Consider the following 26,205-nt stretch of genomic DNA (forward strand, 5'->3'; position numbering starts at 1 on the left):
ACGTAATCCATGCGCAAAAACATCAATAGATGGATATCTAACCATGCATGCATGGTTACGCCAGGACAAATTGTCGACATACACGTAAATGAACTCGACCCAAGTCTGAATTCCCAGGACAAGTGGATCAGAGGAATCCAGCAAGTACTTGCCGAAGGCTCCATGTTGACACATTGTGCCAATGGCGCAGAATACACTCTGGCAGGTTGTATTAGTTTGCGATCCTCGACGGATCGGCTCGGCATAAATTTTGGAGACGAAGACGATCTTTTTTACGAACTCGATATTACACCTCCGTCGATTTATTTGTTCCCGCTCGGAAAAGAGCCGTGGAACGATCAAAGTCATGATTTCGTTCGACTCGACCCGTCGTTGCCTTTAAGTATTCTTTCTGATGCAGTTGCACTTTATCTTGAATACAAAGAATCAACGGAGGCTGAGTTCAGGAGAAGTCTCTGGCTAGTGCCTCCTCAACGGTAAGATCTGCGATCGTCCTCTCGCCAGAGCGAATAAAGGGGCGAACAAAGGGGGACATAGCGATTATCGACAGTTGTCGATAATCGCTATGTCCCCCTTTGTTCGCCTATGTCCCCCTTTGTTCGCCGACCGCCGGGACGCTGCGGACCCGCTACCTGCACGGCCCGGCCGTCGACATGCTCCTGGCCCGGACCGACGCCACCGGTGCCACCGCGTGGTATCTGGCCGACCGCCTGGGCTCGATCCGCGATCTGGCCAACACAGCGGGCACGGTGATCGACCACGTCGTCTACGACAGCTTTGGCCGCGTCACGGCCGAATCCAACCCGTCAGCCGGGGACCGGTTCAAGTTCACCGGCCGCGAGCTCGACGCCGCGACGGGATTGCAGTACCACCGAGCCCGCTACTATGATGCGGCGCTGGGCCGCTGGACCCAGGAAGACCCGATCGGGTTCGCGGCAGGCGACGCCAACCTCTACCGCTACGTCGGCAACGGGCCGACCGGCAAAGTCGACCCGTCCGGGTTGGCCGACTTCCACCTCGGGGGCCAGGGCTACGTGTGGCCCTGGAACTGGACCCCAAGTTGGGGCGGGGTGGGAAATACAGTCGGAGCATACGGCCAGTCCCTCGGCGTGATTGGGGCGGGTGGACTCGGAGGTGGGGCTGGTGGAGCGATATCAGGAGGAGTGACCTGGGGAGTGGCAGATACGGTGGCGGGAGGGGTAGTATTAGGCCCCCCAGGAGCCGTGGCAGGATTTGGGATTGGGGCCGAGTCAGGAAGCAGTTTCGGAGGAATTCTAGACGGAGTAGGTGGCGCTTGGGGGCATTGACGTCACCGCCCGATACCACGTTGAGAGGTGCCTTTTGGAGCGGATGGGATACCGGTTTGCAGCTTGGACCCACCGGACCATTCTTCAAGCCCAACCCTGGCGGCAATCGTCCGGGTCGAATGCCGAGCCGTCAGACCTGTCCTGCTCCAAACAATACAAAACCCAATCCAATCGAAGTCAATGAGAAGACCATTAGACAAGCCATGCAAGGTGCTGAATTGCACTCTCAGCAGTCAGGCGGAGCTTCAATTCCCGTTATCGAGCGATATGTCCGCAGACTGGAGGCTGAGGATGTACCTCCGCCCATCAATGTTGATAACGATTACGGTGTGATAGTTGATGGCGTCCACCGATACATTGCTGGCAGGCTTTTCGGAAAGAATCCGCCCATTCAAGATTGGCCGGGGGGTGATCCCTCTCGCATCGTTCCTTGGGACCAGTTCAAGTTCTCTCCAAAGGACTGGGGCAACAGATGAATCACACGTTTCAAATCAAATGCAATACGGGGGCGCATGTCACGATTCACGCTGACAGGCTAGCGGGCGCAAACTTAGAGCGTCTCAATCTCCACCAAGCGGTCTTGGACGGTGAAGACCTTACTCAAGCAAGCTTCGTTGATTCCGATCTTAGGTCGGCCTCTTTGGATCGTTCGGTGCTTCGAGCAGCGAATTTGACGAATTGCACGCTGATCAATGCTTGGCTCGTTGGGGCCGACTGCCGAGGTGCCCAATTTACTCGATCACGGGCTATTTTTGCCAATTTTTCACAAGCAGACTTGAGTGATGCGGATTTGTCGGATGTTGATGTCGAAGGAGCTGATTTTAGGAACTCGACCCTGTTTGGGGCGAACATGAAATGCACGGATATAAAATCCGCAAATTTCAATGGTTCCAAATACGATGATTTTACGCAATGGCCAGTGGGATTTGATCCTGCAAGTACGGGAGCAATTAAAGTTTCGTAGCTAACTGAATCTGCACCCAGAGCGCACAAGGACATGCACTGCATCGAGCAAACGCTTGCCGTCACGCATTCTATGTAGTGGCCGGGTCGCACCGGGGATTGCTCCCCGGGGGTCGGGTAAGGAGGTGACGTCGCCGTCACCCCCTCCCCTCAGAACTGCACGGGAATGTTGCCATTCATGGGCGAATAAAGACAGCCATGTAGGAATCGGTCAAAACGAGGGCGGGCAGCCTGGGGACGAAGTGGCCCCGTCCCGGCCAGGAATACTGGCGGTTTGTTCAGATTCCGGGGACGAACCGCGGGCCGATGGACCATCTCTGTCGCTGCAGATCACGCTCGCCACACTGGTAATATCAGCAATAGTGTCCGGGATTGACCTTCATCAAATCTTCGCTTGCGCTTTTGGTTACGGTCGGCCACAGTATTCGTCATGGCGGCCAAGAAACCACCCCTGGTTGACACTCCCCCTTCCCAGCGACCTGAACGGGTCGGGGCACCGGGGTGGCTCTCTCGTGATTTGCCCATCTGGCCCGATCAAGTGGTCGGGGCCAAGCACATCCATTCGATCGAACGGCTCATCGCACAACTTCGCGACCAGGACCCCCATGGCAACCGCGACCTCTTCCTCGACGACGTCTTCGTTGCCATGCTCCTGGCCTTCTTCAACCCCACTCTGCGGACCCTCAGGACGAGCGAGGATTTCAGCCAAACCCGACAAGCCCAAAAATTCCTCTCGATCCAGAAACTCTGCAAAAGCACCCTCTCCGACTTCAATAAGTTGGCCGACCACACTCGCTTGCAGCCGATCCTCGATCAGCTCCGACGCAACGTTCTCAAGCCCAGTCCCAACCCGAACCAGGCCGCCGATCCCCTGAGCTCGCTTCACCGCCAGGTCCTCGCCGTCGATGGCACCTTCCTTCATGCCGCCGCCTCAGTGGCCTGGAGCGTCCGCCGCCGCGGCGGCAAGACCGGCGCTCGCCTCGACTTCCATGTCGATGCCCAAACCTGGCTCCCCGAGCTGATCGTCGTCCCCGAGGCCGGCCAGAGCGAGGCGACCACCGCCGCGTACTCCATCACCCCCGGGGCGATCCATCTCTACGACCGGGGGATCTTCAGCTTCAAGCTGATCAAGGCCCACGTAGAACCGGCGGCGGATTTCGTGATGCGGTTCCGGAAACCCGGAGAACGCACCCCCAACCTCGAGACGACCGAGACGAGGGAACTCACCCAAGAGGCCCGCGACGCGGACGTCATCTCCGATCGACTGGTCCGTTTTCCCGGCTCGACGCATCGCAAACCGCTGGGCATCGTCCTTCGCGAAGTGGTCATCGTCCCCAAGGATGACCCCGAGAATCCGGTCTACCTCTTGACGACCCTGCTCGAGCCCGACGCATCAATTATCGGAGTATTATATCGTCATAGATGGCAAGTTGAACTGTTTTTCCGCTGGCTGAAAAGCTACGCGCGGTTCGATCATCTGATCAGTCACAGCCGCGAGGGTGTGCTGTTGAGCTTCTACGTCGCCGTGATCGGCGTCACGCTCATGTACATCCATACAGGGAATCGCCCCAGCAAGTATATGTTTAGTCTGCTGGGAATGGTGGCCAACGGAACGGCGACGATGGACGAGATCATGCCGATCCTTCGCGAGCGGGAGCGTCAGTGCCAATTACAGCGTGACCGCGTTGCGCGGAAGCGTGCCGAAAAACCCAAATAAGCGATCAGGGCCCGTCCACGCGCTGCGGACGAGGTCATGCCGCGGCATGCGCCGGGATCGCCCTCCAAACCGAAGGAGGCGGCTGCAAGGCTGTTCAAATCGAATTATTCTGGGATGTCCTGACGAAAAGCCTCCTCGCCATCAGGAATCCCGGACACTATTGAATATCAGGGGAGTGACCCCACACAGCCGGATCCGACGTTGGTGATCGGACAGAGCGCCACGCTTTAACCACGGCTTTGCGCCACGGGGACATTCGACGTTATTCGGTCCCTCGGCCGGGTCGTCACTCTGTGGGATCAGGCTCCCCTGACACGCTCGATGGTAGCAAATTCACCCCCAGCTTCGCCAAGACCGCGGGGAGAATCTCGCCCAAAAGTTGCGGACCGGTTCCCCGCTTCGACCGGGGCCGCGACAGTTCCTCGGTCAGCGGGACCGCCTCCGACCGATGCTCCGATCGGGGAAGCTGGCACACCGCCGAATCCAAGATCAACATAGTACGTGCACAATCAACATTGTGTTCGTTCAAAAATTTGATCAGTTTTTCAAGAACATAATGCCGATGCTGACAGCTCGGGTGGCGGTAGACCGATTGCCCCGCCACCATCTGGTAGGCGATCCGGCAGAATCGTCCGCCGACCTTGACATGGATGTCGCGCGGATCCTTGCCACTCAATCGCCACTTGGCGGCTTGGATCCTGAAATAATCATTACATGTGATCAAATTGTCGGCGATCCGGAGGATCACTTCGCGGAGCGAGTGATTGCCGCGGCGCACCAACGCCCCGTTGCTCCGGTCGACGGTGTCGCTTTGATACCGCGAGGGAAACAGCCCGGCGCGGCCGGTGATCGAACGGGCTTTGGGATAACGGCCGATCGGCCCCATCTCGCCAGCGAACTCGGCGGCGGTCGCCACGTTGATCCCCGGAATTCCCAGCAACAGCACGTAGGGGGTGCGAGCCAGGAACCCGGCGAGATCCCCTTCGACGGTCCGGATGGCCTCAAGCTTGGTCATCCGATCTCCATCAAGTGACATGAGCAACCGCAGATGACTTGGCGATTGCGAATGTTGTGCGGGAGCCGCCTTGGACCAGGCGACGATCTTCTCGACGGTCTTCAGATGCGGATGGAATCCCGCCTCACGAAGCCGCCTGAGGAGCCCGAGGACACCGACCTCGAGAATCGCGTCGGCCGATTGCAAGTTCTTGACGATCCAGAGCGGCAGTGGGCTGTCAAACGGATCAATGACCGCACTAAACCCTGGCATAATCAATTGAAAATGGTCGTGAATTTGGTTTCGAAGTGTGACGTTCTTGGTGACAAGATCGCGGCGATGACGAGCCAGGAGTTGGAGGTCAGCGTAGAGGGGGTCGGGTTCGTGCTCGAGGAGTCCGAAACTGTTGACCGCCGCGCGATGGATGGCGGAGAGGTCGGTGTCATCGGTTTTATTGCCGGGATCGGCGGGCTGGCGAAATTGCTTGGTGGCGAAGGGATGGACGATCCGGACCTCAAAGCCAGCCGCCTGGAACGCGGCCTGGACCGGCAGGTGAAACCGCCCCGTGCGTTCGACCACGACGATCACCACCCCGAGCCGAAGCCGCTGAGCCGCCTCGTGGACCGCATGAATCGCTGCCTCGACCCCCCCGCGATCGTGGTTGATGACCGTGGGAGGGAGCAGGACCGTCCCATAGAAATCGGCCAGCAGGAACTTGGATCGTGCCTTGGCGCAATCGATGCTGACGATCCCAAACCGTTCTGGGCCCACGGCTTGCACTCGGGGATGCAAGGTTCCCGTAGGCTTCTGAATCTCGTGGGAGCGACGATGCCGCCTGGAAGCAGTGCGAGTTGCCATGCGAATGGACCTCCAAGAAAGGACCGGGAAGAAATCCCACTCCTACTATGGAAGTCTTTATGAGCCAGAGAGTTAAGAGTTATTCTCTCTGATTTGCTACATACCAGGGGGACATAGGCAAACAAAGGGAGACATCGCCTCGAGCGGCCAGGCCGAGTGGGTACAAGACGGTAGGTGGGCGATGCTCGACGTCCTGGTCTGACATGGCTCCCAACGATTCTCTACACATTATTTAGAGAACTAGAGCGCCTAACAGTTGGATGGCACGCCATTTGAAAGGAGATCTGAGTTAGGAGGTGGCCGATGACACCCTATTCTCAAGATCTCCGACTGCGGGTCCTCGAGACGATCCAGCGCGGTGACGGGTCGGTACGCCAGATCGCGAAACGGTTCCTGGTCAGTATCTCCTTCGTCACACGCTTGCTCCAACTCCATCGCACGACCGGCTCGGTCGAACCCAGACCGCACGGCGGTGGCAACCCCGCCGTGCTCGGGTCCGAGGACTTGGAACGGCTTCGAGAATTGATCCGCCAGCAACCCGATGCCACACTCGAGGAATGCCGCCAACGACTCGGCCTCTCGTGCTGCCTGATGACCATCTCGCGCGCCTTGAGCCAATTGGGGCTGCCACGCAAGAAGAAGGTGCCCCGTGCCCAGGAGCAGGACCGCCCGGACGTCCAGGAGCAGCGGCGCGAATTCTGCGAGCGACTCGCTGGCGTGGACCCGAAACGCCTGGTTTTCGTGGACGAATGCGGGGCCAACACGGCGATGACCCGGACTTACGGCCGCGCCCCGGTGGGAGAACGCGTCTACTCCACGACGCCCGGGCACTGGGATTCGATCACGCTGACCAGCGGGATGCGCCTCTCCGGGGTGACGGCGACGTTGGCCTTCCCGGGCGCCACCAACACCGACGTGTTCGAGGCCTACGTGGAACAGGTGTTGGTCCCGGAGTTGAAGTCGGGGGACGTGGTGATCTGGGACAATCTCAAGCCGCACCAGTCGGAAGATGCGATCGAGGCCGTCGAGACGGCCGGAGCGGAGGTGGTGCCGTTGCCGCCGTGGAGTCCGGACCTGACACCGATTGAGGAGATGTTTTCGAAGGTCAAGGGTGCGATGAGGTCGGCGGCGGCGCGAACGAAGGAGACGGTCTATGCGGCGTTCGGTTCGGCCTTGCATGACGTCACCCCCGAAAACATCGCCGGATGGTTCCAGGACCGTGCGGCGTATGCTATGCAACTGTGAGGCGCTCTAGGATTCCATGACATCTTCGAAAGGCGTAAATGTCAAAGTTGATCCAGGCAACGAATGGCACATGCCTGCCAATTCCACAACGTAATCGATACATTTTATACTGAGCTCATCATTTAATATTGACTGAAGCCTTTTCAGTTCACGAATCAATTCTGGCATGTCGGTTGCCGCAAAACAATCATAGCTAGATGTGCTGAATTGAAAGAGCAGCGGAAAACTTGGATCGTCCTGGCACAAATACTCCTCATTGCCCGGTGCGGCAGTTTTGGCCAGAACATCCCCCTCCTGGTTCTCAAGAATTATCGTCATCATCAAAGCGCTGCCTTTCTCCCCAATCTGCCAGGGAACGTATTCACAAGGTTACCTTTCACGTCCGTGATAACGGTAATCACGCTGGTGGGCGTGCCTCCCTTGTTCACTGGGAGTTTTCCAACAAGCTCGCCGACGTCGACTTCACGGATGTAATTGCCAGAGTCTCCTGACATACGGATTGGCGAGCTAATTACGTCTTTGCGCCCGGCGGCCGAAAAGGGACGGAGCGAATTTACTGTTTCCGCGGCCGTCCTCGGTTTCGGAGGGTCGACTCGAGCCCAAGCGCTTACGCCGTTTGGCGGGTTCACTCCTTGCCACCGAACGGGCGTTCTCGGGCGACCGATTCCCGAAGCCTCTGCAAGTCGGACGCCGAGATGGGTTCGTTCACTCGATCGACCCAGGCCGGATCGCGGAGCGACGGGTCGCCACGCCACAGGAATCAATATCCCCTCCGTCCCCTGGTATGTGGGCCTGGAAAAAGCGATCGCCAAGCTGCGCACTTTCCCCGAACGCCATCCCATCGCTGAGGAGGAATCCGAACAGCAAGGCATCACCTCCAGCGGATGGTCTACGGCCGCCGCAAGGGGGTTTACCGCGTCTTATTCTCCATCCAGGCGATACCGTCTACCTGCACTTTGTGCGGCACAGTGCCCGTGGCCCGATTGACATCTGATGGTCCAGAGCGCTTGGCGTGACCGAATCGACACGCCCTGGATCACCCTAACCACCCAGATCGCTCGAACCGTGGTCGCCCGAACGTAAACCGCTGGAGGTGGAAAAGAGGGGAGACCCTTACGGCGGAGTAGCGAACGATTCCGATCAACGCCCCTGAACAATCGCCTCCGCGACCATTCGAGGGGCCACGGTCGTCAGGGTTTTGTCGGTTCGCGCGGCGATCCGAGCGGTGGCAAAGTAGGTGTTGGGCGCGAAATCATCGATCGACCACCGAGCGATGGCCCGCACGAACGAACTGTCCTTGGGACCAAACGCCTCGATCTCGGCCGGGATCGTTTTGACCACCTTTCCCTCGGTGTCATGGATCCGAATCTCAACCTGGCCGACAATCTCCGTGAACGCCGGGGGGATCGCCACGACCGCTTGCACTTGCGCCCGTTCCGGCTGGACCCAAGGCGTATCGACCCAGAACGGGAAGCTCGCGGGGCCGACGACGCTCAGGTAGTCCGGGTCGAACGCCTTCACCAGCTCGACCTTGCCTTGCGAGGCCGGCTGCTGGACCGAGAGCGGCGAGCCGTATGCGAAGGTGCGATCGACTCGCAACTTGCCGTCGCCGCTGCAGAGCTCGGCGTCGAGGGCGAGAACGGCTCCAAGCTTGGGCGAAAACTCGGGAAAATTGGCCCAAGGTAGCTTGAACTCGCACTCATAGCCGTCGGCGTCGCTCGACGCGGCGATCTCAACGCCCTTCAACACGGTGTCGCTGGTGGCGATTCGGTCCCGCATCACCCAGCGCGGCTTGACCTCGGCCCCTTCGAACGGCGAGTAGTAGAAATGGATGGCGCCAGGGGTCCACTCTTTTCCTCGGAGCGCTGCACCAGGGCGGGTGTCGAGATAAAACTCGACGGCGTCCCCGTTATAGGTTGCCGAGAGAGGAGCGGGGTTGGCCTGCATCTTGTCGAGACAACGGAGGCCGATGTACAGGGCCTCGTCGTCCCACATATAGAAGAACTGCGCCGCGCGGTTCTCGACCGCCTTGTGGTTGTAGCTGAGCGGGGTGCAGAAGGCTTGCGACCACTCGCGGAGCCGGCCGTCCATCTCGACCTTGCTCGGAGCTAGCGTCACCAGACCACGCACCCCGTTCGCGAGGGGGACAGGCGCGGGTTCGTCGCCGCGAGCCGAGAATGGACAGCAAACCAGGAGGGCCAGACCGACCCCGAGAAGATGGCGCATCGTCAATGTCTCTTGGCAACGGGGAAAGGGGACCAATCCGTCAGGTCGAGGAATGCCGATGCTACGGGCGCCCGCGACCGGTTGCAAGCATTGGGACGGTCGGGAGCAAGTCGACCGTCCCAGCGGCTCGGTCAGGCCCACTCCACCGTCCGGTCGCCCTTCACAACCTCGCCGATCACCCAGGCCGGAATTTTCGCCTCGGACGTGACGTACCGCGCGATCGCGTCGGCATAGTAGTCAGCGACGACCATCACCAGGCCGATCCCCATATTGAAGACCCGATCCATTTCGGCCTCGGGAACGTTGCCGATCTTCTGGAGCCAGGGGAAGACCTTGGGGACGTCCCACGAGCCGCGTCGGAGCCGGACCGAGCAGCCTTCGGGCAGAATCCGCGGGGTGTTGTCGACCAGGCCGCCACCGGTGATGTGCGCGATGCCGTGGACGATCCGCTTAACGCGATAGTGGCGGTAAACCGTCTTCATGGCCCGCACGTAAATCCGGGTCGGCTCGAGGAATTCGTCGGCAACCGTGCGCCCGAGTTCGGGCACGAACGAGTCGGGCTCAAGGCCGGCCGCTTCGAGCCCGATCTTCCGCGCCAGGCTGTAGCCATTGGAGTGGAGGCCCGAGCTGGCGAGACCGATCACCTTGTCGCCCGGCCGAATTTCCTTGCCGTCGAGGATGTGCTTGCGCTCGACGACCCCGAGGCAGAACCCGGCCAGGTCGTACTCGCCGGCCTTGTAGAAGTCGGGAAGGATCGCGGTCTCGCCGCCGAGCAAGGCACATTCGGCCTCGATGCAGCCGTCGCTGATCCCCTGGACGACGTCGCGCGTCAGCTTGGGGTCGTCTTTGCTCATGGCCACGTAGTCGAGGAACAGGAGCGGTTCGGCCCCGGCGCAGAGGCAGTCATTGACTGACATCGCCACCAGGTCGATTCCGACCGTCGCGTGCCGGCCGGTGGCGAACGCCAGCTTCAGCTTGGTGCCGACACCGTCGGTCGAGGCAACGAGCACCGGGTCGCGGTAGGTGCGCGTCAGGAGCCCGATCTTGGCATCGAGCCGGAACAGACCGGCGAACCCGTCCTTCCACTCGATCACCCGCGCGGGAGTCAGCGGGTAGGTCCGTTTCAGCAAAGGGGGGAGCTGGGCCATTGTTTCCTCGTAGGTATCGAGGTCAACGCCAGCGGCCCGGTAATCGATCGACTCGGACATAAAACTTCCGCGGGGCTTTGGGGTCGTCCAGGTGTACGCCCGGTCAACGGAGCGTGCCCTGACTGATTTGGCTTCGGATCGCGCTCAGGAACCGGGCAGTTCTTACAAAGCGCTCCCCACCCATTGTACCACCAGTACGCGGCGCATTGGATCCGCCGAGCACCTCTCGTGGGCAATACCACTGTACGCGCTTGATCGGGCTGACGGCGAGGGATATCTTTGAGCCTTCCGCACGCTTGGGCCGTGGATTGAGCGGCCCTCCCGCCGCCATCGGTTCTTTCCCGAAAAAACGACGAGGAGCCAGAAGTCATGAATCGAAAGTGGATCGTTGCCATCGCCACAATGTTCTCGTTCAGCGCTCTGGTCGCCGGCCTCTCGGTTGCCGACGAAGGTGGACCGCTCCACGATCTGATGGAAAAGGTCAACGTCAAGAATGGCGCCATCAAAAAGGCGACGCGCAGCAAGGTGAACTACGCCAAGGCCCAAAAGGAACTGCCGGCCCTGGTCGAAGAGCTCGTCAAGCTCTCCAAAGACGCGAAGGAGCTCTCCAAGGACGCGGTCAAGAAGGCCAAGAACGTCAAGGATGCCGAGAAGCAGTGGGCCGAACTGAGCGACGCGTTCACCAAGGAACTCGAGAAGTTCCACGTCAAGGTGAGCGACACCAAAACGAACGCTGAGCAGGCCAAGTCGGCGTACAGCCCGGTGAGCCAGAGCTGCACCAAGTGCCACGACGTCTTCCGCGTCGAGGAAGACGGCTTCTGATCCGCCCCACCGACCTCGACTTCTGATTCGGAACGCCAATCCATTCGGCCCCGGCCTTCCCGCGGACTCACGGGAAGGCCGGGGCGTTCGCTTTCGCTTCTCCTGGGCCTTGCCGTCGCGATGCGCTACCTCGACCTGACCTTGCCCGAAATCGCCAGCAACTTGGCGCTCGACGAAGCCCTGCTGGTCGCCGCCGAGGAGCGCGCGGCCGGCGCCTCCCTGAGGATCTGGGAGTCGCCGACCCTGGCCGTCGTGCTCGGCGCCTCGGGACGCCTCCACGACGACGTCCTGGTCGACGCCTGCAAGGCCGATGGCGTGGCAATCGCGCGCCGCGCGAGCGGCGGAGGCACTGTCGTCATCGGGCCGGGCGCCCTGAACGTGTCGGTCGTGCTGGCGATCGACGTCGCCCCCGGCCTGACGGCCGTGGACGTGGCGCAGCGGTTCGTCCTCGACCGCCTGGCCGACGCGATCCGGGCGCGCGGGCCGGCCGTCGAAGTCCTCGGTTCAGGCGACCTGACCCTCGATCTCCGCAAATTCTCGGGCAGTGCCCAGCGCCGGCTGCGCAATCACTTTCTGGTCCACGCATCGATCCTATACGACTTCCCACTCCACCTGGTCCCCCGCTATACTGGACTTCCTCGCCGTCAGCCCCCCTACCGCGGCCAACGCACGCATGAGGACTTCCTGACCAACCTCCCGCTCACTCGCGAAAAACTGATCGAAGCCGTCACCGGCGCCTGGTTGCCGGCCCATCGTCCTCCCGAACTCGTGATTCCTCCTGAAGATCTGATTCGTGAGCTCCGCGCCGCCAAGTTCGCTGATGCTGCCTGGATCGAGCGGTTATAGGAGTTTTATCAGCCTTCTTCAAACCTCGGGGAGAGTTCCGCCGAATGTATACCTGCGGCCCCAAAGTGAGTTCACGAACATCCGGGTTTTTGACTCAGCACGGCCTCAAATTGGCATGGATATCGATCCGTTTGCCCAGGGTGCGTATCCTGAGAAAAAGAGAACGGATAGGGGTTTGGGCCCAGGACCCTTTGGGTTATGCTGAGATCATGCGTGTCGTCGCGTTTTTCCGCGAGACCGACCATCGTCCTGGATTGCCAATTCGGCAACGGGTCAGGCCATGCGCCGGGCCCAACTAGGGATCTTTTCCAATGAATCGCTCGACGGTCGCGAACCGGTGGAATCTCGATCTTATCGAGGGTAACTACCAGCGCTGGCGGACCGACCCCGCCTCGGTTGATGAATCGTGGCGGCTCTTCTTCGAGGGCTATGAGCTCGGCCAATCCGGTGACGGAATGGCCCGGGCCGACGTCGATCTGGATGCCGCGCGGGCTCAGGCCGCGGTCACCCGATTAATCGACGCCTACCGCGAGATCGGTCATTACCTGGCCGACCTCGACCCCTTGAAGCTCAACCCCGCACGCGACTCGCACGAATTGCTCGACCTTGCCGCGTTCGGCCTCTCCTCGGCCGATCTCGATAAGCCCTTTTACAACAAACTCAGCGACCCCCCTCACTCGACGCTGCGCGAACTGATCGCGGTCCTTCGCGAGACGTATTGTCGCAAAATCGGCGTCGAATACATGCATATCCGCAATGTTGAAGTCCGTCGCTGGCTTCAGTCGCGGATGGAACCGAACCGCAACCGGCCGAACTTCGACCTCCGCAAGAAGCGGCGGATCGTCCTCAAGCTCAACGCGGCGGAACTCTTCGAGTCGTTCCTGCACAGCCACTACATCGGCCAGAAGCGGTTCTCGCTCGAAGGGGGGGAAATGCTCATCCCCCTACTCGACTCGATCATCGAGGGATCGTCGAAATTCGGCGTCCGCGAAATCGTCATGGGGATGCCCCACCGAGGACGGCTCAACGTCCTGGCGAACATCCTCAACAAGCCCTACGGCATGATCTTCAGCGAGTTCGAAGGGAACATGCCGGAGACCGTCGGCGGCGACGGCGACGTCAAATACCACCTGGGCTTCTCGGCCGACCACGTCACGACCGACAAGCATTCGATCCACCTCTCGTTGACCCCCAACCCGAGCCACCTCGAGGCCGTCAACCCGGTCGTCGAAGGTCGAGTTCGCGCCAAGCAACGCCGTTTCAAGGACCGCGACCGCAAGCTCGGCCTGCCGATCCTGATCCACGGCGACGCCGCGTTCGCCGGCCAAGGGCTCGTGCCCGAAACCTTGAATCTGTCGCAGTTGCCCGGCTATCGCACCGGCGGCACGATTCACATCGTCGTGAACAATCAGATCGGGTTCACCACCGCCCCCAGCGAGGGCCGCTCGACCCGCTATTGCACCGACGTTGCGAAGATGATCGAAGTGCCGATCTTCCACGTCAACGGTGAAGACCCCGAGGCCGTCGTCTACGTGGCCGAGCTCGCGCTCGAGTTCCGCGAGACGTTTGGCCAGGACGTCGTGATCGACATGGTTTGCTACCGCCGCCACGGCCACAACGAAGGGGACGAGCCGGCGTTCACCCAGCCCTTGATGTACGGCAAAATCAAGGACCGGATGAGCATCCGCGAGCTCTACACCGAGAACCTCGTGATGATCGGCGAGCTCTCGACCGACGAGGTCGAGACCATCGCCGAGACCTTCCGCGACAAGATGGAAGAGGTCTACAAGGAAGTCCACGAGGGGCAGAGTACCCCCAAGCCGTTGCAGCCCGGGTTCGGCTCGCACTGGCAAGGATTCACCCCCCACTACTCGTTCGCGCCCACCGAGACGGGCATCCCGTACGATACGCTCGCGCAGATGACGACGGCGATGGCGGTCGTCCCCGCCGGATTCGCCGTCAACCCGAAGATCGAGCGGATCTACGGCAACCGGGTCAAGGTCATGGAGGCCAAGGGGGGAGTCGACTGGGCGTTTGCCGAGTCGCTCGCCTTCGGGTCACTCCTGATCGAAAACACCCCGGTGCGGCTCAGCGGCCAGGACAGCCGTCGTGGCACGTTCAGCCAGCGACACGCGGTCATCGTCGACGGCCAGACCGGAGAGCGCTACTACCCGCTCAAAAACCTGGCGGCCGAGCAGGCGGAGATCTGCATCTACGACAGCCTGCTCTCCGAGTCCGCCGTGCTCGGGTTCGACTACGGCTACTCGCTCGACGAACCTCATATGCTGATCCTCTGGGAGGCTCAGTTCGGCGACTTCGCCAACGGTGCACAGGTCATCATCGACCAGTTCATCGCCTCGGCCGAGTCGAAGTGGGGGCGCGCCAGCGGCCTGGTCATGCTCTTGCCGCACGGCTACGAAGGGCAAGGACCGGAACACTCCAGCGCCCGGCTCGAACGTTTCCTCCAGCTCTGCGCTGAGGACAACATTCAGGTCGTGACCCCCTCGACCCCCGCGCAGTACTTCCACGTGCTCCGCCGGCAGGTCCGCCGTAATTTCCGCAAGCCCTTGATCGTGATGACGCCCAAGAGCCTGCTGCGTCACAAACTGGCCGTCTCGCCGGTGGATGAACTCGTCTCGAATCGTTTCTACGAAGCGATCGACGACCCCGCCGCCGACCCCGAGCGGATTCGCCGGGTGGTGGTCTGCGGCGGCAAGGTCTACTACGACCTGATCGCCAAGCGCGAGGAAGTGGGCAAGACGCGTGACGTCGCAATCGTCCGACTCGAACAGCTCTACCCCTGGCCCGAAGAAGCCCTGAAGGCCGCGCTCTCGCGGTACAAGAACGTCCGCGAGTGGGTTTGGGCCCAGGAAGAGTCGCAGAACATGGGGGCCTGGACGTTCGTCGCGCCTCGGCTCCAAGAACTGATGGGTTTCCCGTTCCAATACGTCGGTCGCGACGCCAGCGCCAGTCCCGCGACCGGATCGCACTCGGTCCACGAACGGGAACAAAACGAGCTGGTCGAAGCCGCGATCGGGTCGGCGATCCCCCACCTGGTCCACGCTCATCCGGTCCGTCCCGCCGTCGCCCTGTCGCTTAAGCAAGGAGTGAGCTGAGATGCCCGCCGTCGCCATTACCGTGCCGGGAGTCGGCGAGTCCATTTCCGAAGGGATCCTGTCACGCTGGCTCAAGGCCGACGGTTCGGCCGTCAAAGCGGGCGAACCCTTGTTCGAGCTCGAGACCGACAAGGCGAATAACGTCGTGCCCGCCTCCGCCTCGGGCGTCCTGAAAATCAACGTCGCCGAGGGCGAGACCGTGGACATCGGCGCCACGGTCGGCACCATCGACCCCGAGGGCCAGCCCTCGGCCGCGGCGGCGGTCGCCGCTCCCAAGCCGCCGGCCGACTCCAAGTCTGCGGTCGCTCCCCCCAAGGCCGCCACCGCTCCGGCCACGGCCAACGGAGGCGCGGCGGTGACGCTCTCGCCGGCCGTGCGACGGATCGTCGCCGAGGAGAACGTCGATCCCAACCAGGTCGACGGAACGGGCCGAGGAGGACGGATCACGAAGGGGGACGTCCTGGCGCACGTCGCGGCGACCCCCGGCGAACCGGCGGCCCCGTCCGGTGCGCCAGCCGCGGCCCCGGCCGCGCTCACCAACGGGCCGGCAACCACCTCGGGGCTGCCGCGCGAGACGCGCAAGCGCATGTCCGGGATCCGCCAGAAGATCGCCCAGCGCCTGGTCGAAGCGCAGCAGACCGCCGCGATCCTGACCACGTTCAACGAGGCGGACATGTCGCGGGTCATGGACCTGCGGGCGCGTTATAAGGACACGTTCAAGACCAAGCACGGCGTGGCCCTCGGGTTCATGTCGTTCTTCCTCAAGGCGGCGGTCGAGGCCTTGAAGGCGTTCCCGGCGGTCAACGGCCGGATCGACGGCAACGAGATCGTCCTCCACAACGCCTACGACATCGGCGTGGCCGTCAGCACCGAACGGGGGCTGATGGTCCCGGTCATCCGGGATGCCGACCGGCTCACGTTCGCCGGGATCGAGAAGGCGATCGGCGCCTACGCCGTCAAGGCCCGCGAAGGGACGATGGCGGTCAGTGACCTCCAGGGCGGCACGTTCACGATCACCAACGGCGGCGTCTTCGGATCCCTCCTGTCGACGCCCATCCTGAATCCGCCGCAGAGCGGAATCCTCGGGATGCACTCGATCCAGAAACGGCCCGTGGCCATCGATGACCAGGTCGTGATCCGCCCGATGATGTACCTGGCGCTCTCCTACGACCACCGCATCGTCGATGGTCGCGAGGCGGTCAGCTTCCTCGTTCGCATCAAAGAATGCATTGAGAATCCCGAACGGCTGATGCTGGAAATCTGAGGTTCGTCACGATATGCGGCGGGGGGTGAAACGAAACGATCACCCCCCGCCGCTTCGTTACGCGCCCCAACGTCTTTCCACGTCTCTCGTCTGCTCCCTTTGCGAGTGAAGGAACGTTAATGGCTCCCGAGTCAAATCGCTACGACCTGGTTGTGATTGGTTCCGGCCCCGGGGGCTACGTGGCCGCGATCCGCGCGGCGCAGCTCGGGATGAAGGTGGCTTGCGTCGAGAAACGCGAGTCGCTGGGCGGGACCTGTCTGAACATCGGCTGCATCCCGAGCAAAGCGCTTTTGGATTCCAGCGAGCTCTACCACCTGGCGCAGACCAAGTTCGCCAAGCACGGAATCAAGGTCGATGCGATCGGGCTCGACCTCCCGGCGATGCTTGCCCGCAAAGACACGGTCGTCAAGAGCCTGACCGAAGGGATCAAGTTCCTGTTCAAGAAGAACAAGATCGAACCGGTCTTCGGCACCGCCCGCGTGACCTCAGGCGAGACGGTGGTGGTCCGCGACGCCAAGGGCGCGGAGACCACGCTGGAAGCTAAGCACATCCTGCTCGCCACCGGAAGTGCACCGGTGAACCTGCCGTTTATCCCGTTCAACGGGAAGACGATCGTCAGCTCGACCGAAGCCCTGACGTTCGACCGCGTCCCCGAACACCTGGTGGTGGTGGGCGGCGGTTACATCGGCCTGGAGCTCGGCTCGGTCTGGAAGCGGCTGGGCGCCAAGGTCACGGTCATCGAGTTCCTCCCTCGGATCGTGCCGATGGCCGACCTCGAGGTGGGCACCTTGCTCCACAAGAGCCTGATCAAACAAGGCCTCGAGTTCCACCTCGAGACCAAGGTCACAGGCGCGAAGGTCGAAGGGGACCGCGTCACCGTCACCGCCGAGACGAAAGACGGCCAGGTCCTCACGGTCCCTTGCGACCGGGTCCTCGTCGCCGTCGGCCGTCGGCCGCACACCGAAGGGCTCGGCCTGGTCGAAGCGGGCGTCACCGTCGACCCCAAGACCGGCAAGGTCCCGATCGACGCCCACTACCGCACGAACGTGCCGACGATCTCGGCCATCGGCGACCTGGTGGACGGACCGATGCTCGCCCACAAGGCGGAGGACGAAGGGGTCGCGTTTGCCGAGATCCTCGCCGGTAAGGCCGGGCACGTCGACTACAACACGATCCCGAGCGTGATCTACACCTGGCCCGAGATGGCGAGCGTCGGGATCACTGAAGAGCAGGCCAAGGAGCAGAAGCTCGAGTACAAGGTGGGCAAGTATCCGTTCCTCCCCAACGGCCGCGCCAAGGCGATGGACGAGTCCGAAGGGATCGTCAAGATCCTCGCCGACGCGAAGACCGACCGGGTCCTGGGCGTCCACATCTTCGGCCCCCGCGCTTCGGACCTGATCGCCGAGGCGGTCACGATCATGGAGTTCGCCGGCAGCGCCGAGGACATCGCGCGGATCTCCCACGCCCACCCCACCCTCTCCGAAGCCGTCCGCGAAGCCGCCATGGCCGTCGATCGCCGCGCCATCCACGGCTGAGTAAGCCAAGGCCCCTGCCCCACTCTGCCCTCACAACCAACCCACGGATTTGCCGGAGCGCCGGCAACCCGTGGGTTTTCGTTGCGCGTCCTGAGCAGGAGGATTGCGAAGTCCTCAGGATGCTTTGTAGGGTAGGCTTTAGCGGCCCTCTTTTCGGGTTGCTGGTCGTGAAAGCCTACACGACAACAAGCATCGCTTCGCAGTCGGATTGCCGGTGGCAAATGAAAAGACCTCGGGGATCACGACGCAGAGCCACGTCAGGGAGAGGGAGGTGCTTGATGGCCAAGCCGAGTCACAACCAGAAACGCAAGGCCAAGCTCAAGAAGCGTGCCGAGCGGTCTCGGAAGCATGAGCCGCTCGCCTACTCGGGCAAGAAGTACAAGACCGACGAGAACGCGCCGATCTTCTTACGTACGGAGGTCGGCATCTACGAGTCGTATGTGATGTGCGACTTCAAGCTGACCGACGACGACGTCGAAGCAGCGATCGAGCAACTCGTGATTCAGATGCGGGACGGGTCGCTCCCTCCGGAATCCGAGTCCGACGAGGTGACCATCACCGATGGGGGCGAGGAAGATCTGATCATCGCCAACATCCGACGGAACTGGCGATACCTGGACGAGGCCGGGGAGTTACCCGGACGGAACGACCTGATCGGGATCCTCCGAACCATCCTGAATTCGATCGAGATCTGGCGTTCTCAGACCTTGCATCCCCAGGGCTACCTCCATTTCATCGAAGGCTTCGTGAAAAAGGTGGGTGTCACCGTTCAACGGGTGATACCAGCCCCCAGGCCGCTCCCCAGTCTGGAGGAGTAGCCACTTGTTGAGAACCGAAACCACCGACGACATGTCGACAACTAGGGAACGTCGATAACTAGGGAACAACGGCTCCTGGCACTTTTTCCCCACACCAGTCCTGGGATGGCGGCGCCGGCCACAATCCCAGGACTGGTCGGACAGGACATGCCGCAATCAGGTCGAGCTCAACGTTTCAGTGGCGTGGCCGTTGGCGGCTGTGTCGGGATGTCGAGAGTCGCGGGGATGGGGTTTGAGTGGTCGTCGTTGAGTCTGACGACCTCACCCCCTGCTCGACTCAGGAGTGCCTTCAGCAATTGAGGATCGAGCCGCGTCGAGATGAAACGGACCGAGCCATCGGCGAACCCGGAATTGCCTCCCTCCTTAGTGAATCCGCCGAACTCGGGCATCGGCTTGGCCGGGTCGTATGCGAGATCCTCGGGCTTGGTCCAGGGAATCTCGCGTTTCGCCTCGACGACCATGATCGTGTTTGAGAGTCCGTCAAACACTTCCGCAAACTTCACCCCGGGGTTGCCCGGTGGGAACAGCGTCGGCTCACCGGTCACCACGAAGTAGGCATTGTTGCCGGACTCGTCAGACGGGTATCGATAGATCGCGGGCATTTTCTCAATCAGCTTCCGATTCGAGACGCTATCCCACGGCTCGTTGAAGTTGTACTTCTTGAAAAGATCGTTCTGATCGATGAAGGGCAGAATGGCAACCCGCCAGCTATAGGGGGGCTTGCCATCGTCGGGCCGGATGACGGCCGGGGGCAGGTGACCATGGGTATCGGCATAGTTGTGCATCGCCAGGAGGAGTTGCTTCAAATTGTTTTGGCTCTGAGCCCGTCGCGCGGCGGACCGTGAAGCAGTTCCCGCCGTCAGGAAGAGCGGTACCACTCCGGCCAGATCGCCATCACTCCTGGCATGGAGACTCACGACCCGGTTGTCCCCCACAACCTCGGTCCGCGCGTTGGCCAGAAGCTGCTCCGCCAAGCCGAACAGCCTGAGCGATGATTCCCGCGTCGGGTCAGGCTGGGCGAGGACTTCCCGCCGGAGGCCCGGTAGCGCGTTCTTAGCCAAGGTGATCACCGCCTGGAGCATCTCACTGACTCGCTTGGTCCCGTCGTCCGAGGAGCAGGTCGCGACCAGGTCGAGGCCAAGCCCATTGTCCGAGTCGAGTCCAACAGCGTAGGCCGTGGCCGAGTCGAGGAGTGGGGGAAACAGGCCAATGATGCCGTCGAAAAGCGGCGACGGCACCCCTGGCCCCATTTGAGCGAGCACCCAGATGGGGTCGAAGGCAAACGCGATCTGCCCCTTCTTCACACGCGACCAGGCACCGTCCCAGGCATGTCGGCTCGGGCCACCCTTGCGAGAGGTGATTACCTGTTTGAGGGCATCCTCCGAACCAATGACGATCGTGCGATCGTCGGGTGTGAAAACCCCCGAGTCATTGGGAGCCCCCATCGAACGTGTATAAGAGCTGCCGTCGAACTGGACCACCTCGGGGCGTTTCACAAACGACTTGGCGACGGCCTTCCAGTCCTGTGGCTTGGTCGAGTGCAAGATCACGGTCGGAGGATTCGGCGTACCAGGGGTCCCGCCACCCTCCCGAGCGCGGAGGATGAGCACGGTCATACTCTCGACTTCGTCCGCTTTGAGGTTGGGCGAACCCGCCCACAGACGCTCGTGTGGGTCATTGAGCAGGGCGGCGACCGGCTGGAACTCGGGCCGACGGAGGATCTCGGCCGGCTTGCCGACAACGGCCATCATCGTGTTGACGGGAGCATGCGAGAGGTCGAAAACATCCGTGCCGGCATCGTCCGGTTCGACCTGATCGACGGCCACTTCGAGTCGAGTCGCCTTCTGCTGGGCGAGAGCGGTCGTGGCAGGGCCGCGGATGCCGGCGACGAGCAGGCCGACGACCGCGAGGGCGGCGACGGTGAGGACGCGCCCGATCAGCGGGAGCGCGTGGGTCCGGAGCGGGTTCGGGTCAGCTTCACGAAGCATGTCGATCCTCCTGAGCAAAGTCCCACGGGTCGGAAGGAAAGGACGAGCAGGCCAGGCGGCCAGTGACGACTCGAGCGTGCCCGAACGTCGGAGCGCCAATCGGGCGAGGGCCTCGAGGTAGGGGCGATTGCCCCCCGAGAGACGCGCGCCCCAGGCGTCGGCCGCCAGTTCCTGCTCGAGCCGGAGCCGGGCCGCCAGCCAGTGCGCCAACGGGTGATAGACGTGGACGGCCAGGCACACCTGAGCCCAGAGACCGAGCATGTAATCACCTCGGTGGATGTGTCCCAATTCATGCGCCAGCACCGCCCGCCGCTCGTGCTCGTCCCAGTCGCGCCAATCCGAGGGCAGCAGCAGCACCGGTCGTCGCCAACCGATGGTGGCCGGCGTGGTCAGGTCATCGGTCGCGCGGAGCTCGACCGGGCGCGAGCACCCGGACTCGAGTCGCAACCGCTCCACCTCGTCGCACAACCGGGCGTCGGCGATCGGTCGGCTCCCGCGCCGGAGGGAGGCCACCGCCCGCAACGCCAGAGCAAGCCGAGCGATCCCTAAGCCCGACGCCGCGAGCAGTGCCGCCGCAAACCAGGCCGGCCACTGCCATCGGCTCGCGGCCTCGGGGACGGGGCGGATCCCGAGGCTCTGGAGGTCCCGGACAAATTCCCGGGCGAAGTCATTGAGCCGCGTGTCGCTCACCTGGGGAGATTTCGGCGCCTCGGGCACCACCGTCGGTGTCGTCAGTGGGCGGCTCACGGCCACGTCCGAGCGCGGAGCGGAGGGAGCCGTGGTCCCCACGTCGATCGACCAGAACCGCGGCCAGGGAGAGAGCGACGAGACGGAGACAGCGACCAGGCCCAGCAGCGTCGTCATCGTGACCAGCACACCCGCCGCGGGTCCCCGCCGGCGGAGGAGCAGGACGAGCGCGACGCCGACGGCCGCGAGCGCGGTGACGCGTGCTGTGGCTTCGACCAAAAGGCCACCGAGGTCGTTCATGGCTTCCGTCCCTTCTTCGGCTGGTCCTCGGGAGCTTTCCCTTCATCGAGAATCGCGCGAAGCCGCTCGCGTTCGCGCTCGCCCAGCCGCTCCTGCTCGAGCAGCCTGACGAGCAAGATCTCACGCGAGCCCCGAAAGACCCGATCGAGAACTTCCCCCAAGAGACTTCGCGAAACATCTTCATAAGACCGGTCAGCCACATAGAGGAACGGCCGGTCAGCGTTGGTCTGGCGGAGGAACCCCTTATCGGCCAAGATCCGGACTACCGTGGCGACCGTGGTATAAGCCAGCTCGAGCCCGGTGGCCGCCAGGGCATCGCGGATCTCGGCCACCGTTGCCGGAGTCCCCCCCCTGCTCCAAAACGTGTGCATAAGCTGGAGCTCACGCTCGGTGAGCTCCTTCGCGGGCGGACGGGCCATCGTGTCGGTTCCTCCATTCCGCTCCCGACAAAAGGGCGCAGCGGCACGGCCGCCCCCAGTGCGGGATCGCGTCAGGTTCGTGACGATCGAGCTGTACCCAAGGACTCAAGGCGACAGCGATCGTCCCCACCGCTTGAGTTTTGGTTTTCTAGATCTGGTTTTATCGTAGCCAAGCACTGACGGATGTCAAGGGGGAACTTGGAAGCGATTGCGGTCGACTGCGGCGACGCTCGCCCGCGCGATCAAGCGCCTGGCTTTGTCTGCCCCGAGGTGTTCCGTGCCTTCCAAGAATGTGTGGTTCGGAGGCGTAAGTGTTACACGATCGGGCGACGTGAACCGGCTCCACTCGTCCCGCGAGGGAATCTCCCTCATGGAGCTTTCCCACTTCGATCGCTAGTTTAAAAGCAGATCTCGTGGTCCCGAAACTCGCGCGACGGCGGACGACTCGCAGCCCGCGAGAACGCATCGGAATCCTCTGGGTTCAGAACGTGGAGGTGTTTGGTGGGCAAGCGCGACCGACTGAGCCACGACCAGAAGCGCAAAGCCAAGCTCAAGCAACGTGCCGAGCGGACCGGCAAGCACGAGAAGCTCGCCTACTCGGGACGGAAATACAAAACCGAAGAATTCGCACCGATTCTATTTCGGACCGAGGTCGGCATCTACGAGTCGTATGTCATCTGCGGTCGTGAGTTGACCGACGACCTGATCGAGGCGGCGATCGAACGGATGGTGATTCAGATGCGCAAAGGGCCGCTCCCGCACTTCTTCAAATCCAACGTGATCACCGTCGTCGAAGGGAACGAAGAGGAGTTAGTCATTGAGAGCATCCGCCGAAACTGGGAAATCCTGGAGGAGAAAGGGGAAATGCCCGGTCGTGACGACCTGATCGGGGTTCTGAGGACGATTCTCCATTCCCTCGATCTCTGGCGTTCTCAGACTCTCCATCCTCAGGGCTACCTCCATTTCCTCGAAGGCTTCATGAAAAAGCTCGGCGTCTCGATCGAGGAGGTCCGGCCAATCTCCGACACGGAGTAAGACACGAACACGTTCGAGGCGGAGAAGATCCGTCAAGTGGTTTGGGGACGGGACGCCCGCGGTCCGAGGGAACAGCGGGTATCGGCATTGAACAACGAGGGACTTCACTCCCGAGGCTGGCCACCGCGGCTGCCAACGAATCGAACCTTTGAGGATCCTCCCGCGCATGTTCACGATTGGGCTCACCGACCACCTCGAAGGGCCACTGGACGGCCCCTCGGAGGCGATCTTTACCGAAGTGACCGACCTGGTCCGCCGGGCCGATCGGCTCGGGGTGCGCTACGCCTGGTTCTCCGAGCACCACGCCCACGCGCACCAGGGGCACCTGCCCACGCCTTTGCTCATGGCATTGCACCTGGCCGGCCAGACACAAGAAATCCGCCTCGGGACCGCGATCATCTGCCTCAACCTCCATCACCCGCTCGACGTCGCCGAGCAGGTGGCCGTAGCGGACATCCTCACGGGAGGGCGGATGGCGGTCGGGTTTGGCAGTGGGAGCACGCCCGAGGAGTCGGCCTTGTTCGGCTCCGCGGTAGCCGACGACCGGGAGCGGCAAGCCCGGTTCGCGGAGGCGTTGCGCGTGATCCAGTCGGCCTGGAGCGGAGATTGGTCTGGAACCACTCCACACGCCTTCTCCGTGCCTCCGCACCGCACGCTGCCGGTCCCCTCGGCGAGCTTGGCGGGCCGCTGCTGGGTCGCGGTCAACAGCCTCGGCTCAGCACGGATTGCCGGAGATCTTGGCTTCAACATGCTTTTCTCTCACCTGCGCACACCCGAGCAGTATCGAGACTACTGCTCTGCCTATCGCGCGGCGGGTGGCGCGGGGCTCGTGGCAGCCAACCGCCCGGTCTTCGTCGGCCCGGACGATGCCACCGCCTTCGCTCGCGTGGAGCCGGCGTTGCGGACGCTCTGGCGACGGTTCCGCCAGGAGGGGAAGATTCCCGCCGAGACCCGCGAACCCGCCAATCCGGAAGCGTTGTGCGCTCACCCGATTAACTTCATCGTCGGCGGCCCTGAGACCGTGGCGCGGCAACTCCTCAGGTTGCACGAGCAGTCGCCCTTCGACGTGGCCAACGTCGAGGTCCGGTGGGCCGGGCTGTCCCATGAACGGGTCTGCGACAGCGTGCAACGGCTCATGGAAGACGTGATGCCGCGGATCAAAAACGCCAGGCCCTGCCCCGCACACAACACTCGGACACGGCTTTGAAGGGCGTCACGTGGACCTGGGGAAACGACGACGAATTCTTGCGGCGAAGTCCTACTGATACACGTCGCGACATTCGTTATGATCTCGGGAGTGAGATTTCTCAGGAAGGGCCAGCGCTTTGGGGATTTCTGACGAACGAGGGGTGGCCCGTTCCCTCTTCAAGAGCCGGGTAATTGGACATGAACACCGGTTGGACGTTCACCGACGACGAGAGCACCGAAGTCATCACCCTCGACCGCATCCTTCGTGGCGAGTCGGAATTATTGCTGGTCACGCATGACGACGACGATGGATCCTGGCAGTTCCTGGACGGCGAGCATGTCCTTGAGGAGAATGCGCTCGTCGTGGATCTGGGCGAGATGACCCAGTTCGATCCCAGCCTCCTCGAACTCGCCGACCTCCCCCGAGGCAGCTACGCCTGGCGTGCCAGTCGCGAACAGCCCTGGTCCCGCGCCGTGGGCGAACCGCCCCACACGCTCCCTTGACGGTTGATTTTCGACCCGGAAGCGCCAGGAACCGTACCGTGAGCTGACGCGGAGACCAAGACGGCCGCCGCCGCATTGGTCCAGCGCGATCATGGGGTGTCCGCATTTCGTAGCCCCGAAGGGACGACCGTACCTCCATAGCCAGGGGCGATAATCGCTGAACTCAACAAGTGCACAATGAAATTTCAGTCTATTACGATTGGCCTTTGAGTGGAAGATGAGGAACGACTTCCTACCGCGCATCCGACGCCGACCGTACCGACGGGGAGAAAGGGGCGACCGGCATCGCCGGGATACCCACAAAATCCGACGATCACGAGACGGGACCAGGATGGGGCCGATTCTCGATTGAGCTTCGAAATGAGGCCTCGCCGGAAATTCGGACAGCCTGAGGCGCCCGGCACCGTCCCTGTTTCTCCGTGAGAGCTAAAGTGCTATACTCTCTTCCAGACAGCACTTATGCAGAGGAATACCCATGGCCACCGCGACCCGCGATGCCAGCGAGAACGAAGTGACGATCCTGGCCCGTATCCTCGGTAACGAGAATGGCCAACTTCCCAAGGATCTGGCACGCTATATTCTCGATCTCCATGTCAGCGAGCGGGATAAAACCCGGATGCACGACTTGGCGGTGCGGAATCAAGACGAGTCCCTGTCACCCGCCGAGAAGGAGGAAATGCACGCATACGGCAAGGCCACCACACTGCTTTCCATCCTGAAATCCAAAGCCCGGCGCACCCTCGGCGTAAAGCTTCAGAATCACCCGAAAACCTGATCGCATGGACGCCGCATTAACGCGACTGATTTGGCAGCGGGCGATGGATTGCTGTGAATATTGTCAGATGCCCCAAGTGGCGGACGACGCCAGCTTTGAGATCGACCATGTCATCGCCCGCAAGCACGGCGGGCCGACGGCCACCAACAATTCATGTTTAAGTTGCTATTACTGCAACTCATTTAAGGGGTCGGATATCGGCAGCCTGGACCCGAAAACACGCAAGTTGACGCCGCTGTTTAACACCCGCCGCCACAAATGGGCAAGGCATTTCCTCTGGCAAGGGGCTTATCTCCTGGGCCGCACGCCGGTAGGCCGCGTTACTGTCGCCCTGCTTCGCATCAACGACGAATACCGAGTCGAACTCAGGGATGGGCTGATCGAGGAAGGCGCATTTCCGCCGCGGTAAGATATCAGACCGAGTCTAAAGAGAGGCGGTCAACGGCGAAC

22 protein-coding genes are annotated in these 26,205 nt (G+C 62.0%); 16 read left to right on the plus strand and 6 right to left on the minus strand.

Annotation, left to right across the window (positions count from 1 at the left end):
- Positions 1–9 precede the first annotated feature (9 nt).
- From BUS42_RS42695 to BUS42_RS12830, 4 genes are all read left to right on the plus strand, one after another.
- Entirely contained in the window at positions 10–480 is a 471-nt protein-coding gene (locus BUS42_RS42695) for a hypothetical protein (protein WP_143206315.1), read from the plus strand.
- 95 nt (positions 481–575) lie between these two features.
- Positions 576–1,307, plus strand: coding sequence for an RHS repeat-associated core domain-containing protein (locus tag BUS42_RS12820; RefSeq protein ID WP_074307246.1), 732 nt, complete (start codon positions 576–578; stop codon positions 1,305–1,307).
- A 472-nt stretch (positions 1,308–1,779) separates the two neighbouring features.
- The gene (locus tag BUS42_RS12825; RefSeq protein ID WP_083670182.1) at positions 1,780–2,271 is read left to right on the plus strand and encodes a pentapeptide repeat-containing protein; all 492 of its coding nucleotides are present in this window, start codon (positions 1,780–1,782) and stop codon (positions 2,269–2,271) included.
- Positions 2,272–2,700: 429 nt separating this feature from the next.
- Positions 2,701–3,987 carry an IS4 family transposase gene (locus BUS42_RS12830; protein WP_254053475.1) on the plus strand — a complete coding sequence of 429 codons (1,287 nt, stop codon included), beginning with the start codon at positions 2,701–2,703 and terminating at the stop codon, positions 3,985–3,987.
- A gap of 286 nt (positions 3,988–4,273) precedes the next feature.
- Here BUS42_RS12830 and BUS42_RS12835 read toward each other — a convergent pair whose 3' ends face one another.
- Positions 4,274–5,752: an IS110 family transposase gene (locus BUS42_RS12835; RefSeq protein WP_159452220.1), complete on the minus strand. Its 1,479-nt coding sequence runs from the start codon at positions 5,750–5,752 to the stop codon at positions 4,274–4,276.
- Positions 5,753–6,142: 390 nt separating this feature from the next.
- Between BUS42_RS12835 and BUS42_RS12840 the strand changes: the two genes are divergently transcribed.
- On the plus strand, positions 6,143–7,084 hold the full coding sequence (locus BUS42_RS12840) for an IS630 family transposase (protein WP_074307249.1): 942 nt from the start codon (positions 6,143–6,145) through the stop codon (positions 7,082–7,084).
- Positions 7,085–7,090: 6 nt separating this feature from the next.
- Here BUS42_RS12840 and BUS42_RS12845 read toward each other — a convergent pair whose 3' ends face one another.
- From BUS42_RS12845 to purM, 3 genes are all read right to left on the minus strand, one after another.
- Entirely contained in the window at positions 7,091–7,405 is a 315-nt protein-coding gene (locus tag BUS42_RS12845; RefSeq protein ID WP_074307250.1) for a hypothetical protein, read from the minus strand.
- A gap of 819 nt (positions 7,406–8,224) precedes the next feature.
- A complete protein-coding gene (locus BUS42_RS12850) occupies positions 8,225–9,310 on the minus strand; it encodes a sugar-binding protein (RefSeq protein WP_074307251.1) in 1,086 nt (361 codons plus the stop codon).
- A 131-nt stretch (positions 9,311–9,441) separates the two neighbouring features.
- Positions 9,442–10,518, minus strand: coding sequence for a phosphoribosylformylglycinamidine cyclo-ligase (gene purM / locus BUS42_RS12855; protein ID WP_074307252.1), 1,077 nt, complete (start codon positions 10,516–10,518; stop codon positions 9,442–9,444).
- Between the two features lie 309 nt (positions 10,519–10,827).
- On the opposite strand from purM, the gene BUS42_RS12860 reads away from it, so the two are divergent.
- The 6 genes from BUS42_RS12860 to BUS42_RS12885 all read left to right on the plus strand — a co-directional run bounded on the left by BUS42_RS12860 (position 10,828) and on the right by BUS42_RS12885 (position 18,859).
- The gene (locus tag BUS42_RS12860) at positions 10,828–11,280 is read left to right on the plus strand and encodes a cytochrome c (protein ID WP_074307253.1); all 453 of its coding nucleotides are present in this window, start codon (positions 10,828–10,830) and stop codon (positions 11,278–11,280) included.
- A 120-nt stretch (positions 11,281–11,400) separates the two neighbouring features.
- Positions 11,401–12,126 carry a lipoate--protein ligase family protein gene (locus BUS42_RS12865; protein ID WP_074307254.1) on the plus strand — a complete coding sequence of 242 codons (726 nt, stop codon included), beginning with the start codon at positions 11,401–11,403 and terminating at the stop codon, positions 12,124–12,126.
- 311 nt (positions 12,127–12,437) lie between these two features.
- Positions 12,438–15,242 carry a 2-oxoglutarate dehydrogenase E1 component gene (locus tag BUS42_RS12870; RefSeq protein WP_074307255.1) on the plus strand — a complete coding sequence of 935 codons (2,805 nt, stop codon included), beginning with the start codon at positions 12,438–12,440 and terminating at the stop codon, positions 15,240–15,242.
- Position 15,243: 1 nt separating this feature from the next.
- Entirely contained in the window at positions 15,244–16,506 is a 1,263-nt protein-coding gene (odhB, locus tag BUS42_RS12875) for a 2-oxoglutarate dehydrogenase complex dihydrolipoyllysine-residue succinyltransferase (RefSeq protein ID WP_074307256.1), read from the plus strand.
- A 119-nt stretch (positions 16,507–16,625) separates the two neighbouring features.
- Complete coding sequence (gene lpdA / locus BUS42_RS12880) at positions 16,626–18,041, plus strand: dihydrolipoyl dehydrogenase (protein ID WP_074307257.1); 1,416 nt, start codon at positions 16,626–16,628, stop codon at positions 18,039–18,041.
- Positions 18,042–18,319: 278 nt separating this feature from the next.
- Positions 18,320–18,859, plus strand: coding sequence for a hypothetical protein (locus tag BUS42_RS12885; RefSeq protein ID WP_074307258.1), 540 nt, complete (start codon positions 18,320–18,322; stop codon positions 18,857–18,859).
- Positions 18,860–19,026: 167 nt separating this feature from the next.
- On the opposite strand, the gene BUS42_RS12890 is transcribed toward BUS42_RS12885, so the two are convergent.
- Complete coding sequence (locus tag BUS42_RS12890) at positions 19,027–21,834, minus strand: M56 family metallopeptidase (protein WP_074307259.1); 2,808 nt, start codon at positions 21,832–21,834, stop codon at positions 19,027–19,029.
- Positions 21,831–22,253 (minus strand): BlaI/MecI/CopY family transcriptional regulator, encoded by a 423-nt coding sequence (locus tag BUS42_RS12895; protein ID WP_074307260.1) that lies wholly within the window; start codon positions 22,251–22,253, stop codon positions 21,831–21,833. Before BUS42_RS12895 ends, BUS42_RS12890 begins: the two co-directional genes overlap by 4 nt.
- Before the next feature lie 501 nt (positions 22,254–22,754).
- Between BUS42_RS12895 and BUS42_RS12900 the strand changes: the two genes are divergently transcribed.
- From BUS42_RS12900 to BUS42_RS12920, 5 genes are all read left to right on the plus strand, one after another.
- A complete protein-coding gene (locus tag BUS42_RS12900) occupies positions 22,755–23,288 on the plus strand; it encodes a hypothetical protein (RefSeq protein ID WP_074307261.1) in 534 nt (177 codons plus the stop codon).
- Positions 23,289–23,454: 166 nt separating this feature from the next.
- Positions 23,455–24,495 carry an LLM class flavin-dependent oxidoreductase gene (locus tag BUS42_RS12905; RefSeq protein WP_074307262.1) on the plus strand — a complete coding sequence of 347 codons (1,041 nt, stop codon included), beginning with the start codon at positions 23,455–23,457 and terminating at the stop codon, positions 24,493–24,495.
- 179 nt (positions 24,496–24,674) lie between these two features.
- Positions 24,675–24,980: a hypothetical protein gene (locus BUS42_RS12910; RefSeq protein WP_074311005.1), complete on the plus strand. Its 306-nt coding sequence runs from the start codon at positions 24,675–24,677 to the stop codon at positions 24,978–24,980.
- 475 nt (positions 24,981–25,455) lie between these two features.
- Positions 25,456–25,755: a hypothetical protein gene (locus tag BUS42_RS12915; protein ID WP_074307263.1), complete on the plus strand. Its 300-nt coding sequence runs from the start codon at positions 25,456–25,458 to the stop codon at positions 25,753–25,755.
- A gap of 4 nt (positions 25,756–25,759) precedes the next feature.
- Complete coding sequence (locus BUS42_RS12920; protein WP_074307264.1) at positions 25,760–26,164, plus strand: HNH endonuclease; 405 nt, start codon at positions 25,760–25,762, stop codon at positions 26,162–26,164.
- Positions 26,165–26,205 lie beyond the last annotated feature (41 nt).

This window comes from Singulisphaera sp. GP187, assembly GCF_900129635.1.
GTDB lineage: Bacteria > Planctomycetota > Planctomycetia > Isosphaerales > Isosphaeraceae > Singulisphaera.

Coding starts and splice junctions, on each gene's coding strand:
- BUS42_RS12825 (WP_083670182.1), top strand. CDS start 1,780: ATGAATCACACGTTTCAAATCAAATGCAATACGGGGGCGCATGTCACG.
- BUS42_RS12865 (WP_074307254.1), top strand. CDS start 11,401: ATGCGCTACCTCGACCTGACCTTGCCCGAAATCGCCAGCAACTTGGCG.
- BUS42_RS12845 (WP_074307250.1), bottom strand. CDS start 7,405: ATGATGACGATAATTCTTGAGAACCAGGAGGGGGATGTTCTGGCCAAA.
- BUS42_RS42695 (WP_143206315.1), top strand. CDS start 10: ATGCGCAAAAACATCAATAGATGGATATCTAACCATGCATGCATGGTT.
- BUS42_RS12905 (WP_074307262.1), top strand. CDS start 23,455: ATGTTCACGATTGGGCTCACCGACCACCTCGAAGGGCCACTGGACGGC.
- purM (WP_074307252.1), bottom strand. CDS start 10,518: ATGTCCGAGTCGATCGATTACCGGGCCGCTGGCGTTGACCTCGATACC.
- BUS42_RS12840 (WP_074307249.1), top strand. CDS start 6,143: ATGACACCCTATTCTCAAGATCTCCGACTGCGGGTCCTCGAGACGATC.
- BUS42_RS12895 (WP_074307260.1), bottom strand. CDS start 22,253: ATGGCCCGTCCGCCCGCGAAGGAGCTCACCGAGCGTGAGCTCCAGCTT.
- BUS42_RS12910 (WP_074311005.1), top strand. CDS start 24,675: ATGAACACCGGTTGGACGTTCACCGACGACGAGAGCACCGAAGTCATC.
- BUS42_RS12860 (WP_074307253.1), top strand. CDS start 10,828: ATGAATCGAAAGTGGATCGTTGCCATCGCCACAATGTTCTCGTTCAGC.
- BUS42_RS12920 (WP_074307264.1), top strand. CDS start 25,760: ATGGACGCCGCATTAACGCGACTGATTTGGCAGCGGGCGATGGATTGC.
- BUS42_RS12885 (WP_074307258.1), top strand. CDS start 18,320: ATGGCCAAGCCGAGTCACAACCAGAAACGCAAGGCCAAGCTCAAGAAG.
- BUS42_RS12870 (WP_074307255.1), top strand. CDS start 12,438: ATGAATCGCTCGACGGTCGCGAACCGGTGGAATCTCGATCTTATCGAG.
- BUS42_RS12890 (WP_074307259.1), bottom strand. CDS start 21,834: ATGAACGACCTCGGTGGCCTTTTGGTCGAAGCCACAGCACGCGTCACC.
- odhB (WP_074307256.1), top strand. CDS start 15,244: ATGCCCGCCGTCGCCATTACCGTGCCGGGAGTCGGCGAGTCCATTTCC.
- BUS42_RS12830 (WP_254053475.1), top strand. CDS start 2,701: ATGGCGGCCAAGAAACCACCCCTGGTTGACACTCCCCCTTCCCAGCGA.
- BUS42_RS12915 (WP_074307263.1), top strand. CDS start 25,456: ATGGCCACCGCGACCCGCGATGCCAGCGAGAACGAAGTGACGATCCTG.
- lpdA (WP_074307257.1), top strand. CDS start 16,626: ATGGCTCCCGAGTCAAATCGCTACGACCTGGTTGTGATTGGTTCCGGC.
- BUS42_RS12850 (WP_074307251.1), bottom strand. CDS start 9,310: ATGCGCCATCTTCTCGGGGTCGGTCTGGCCCTCCTGGTTTGCTGTCCA.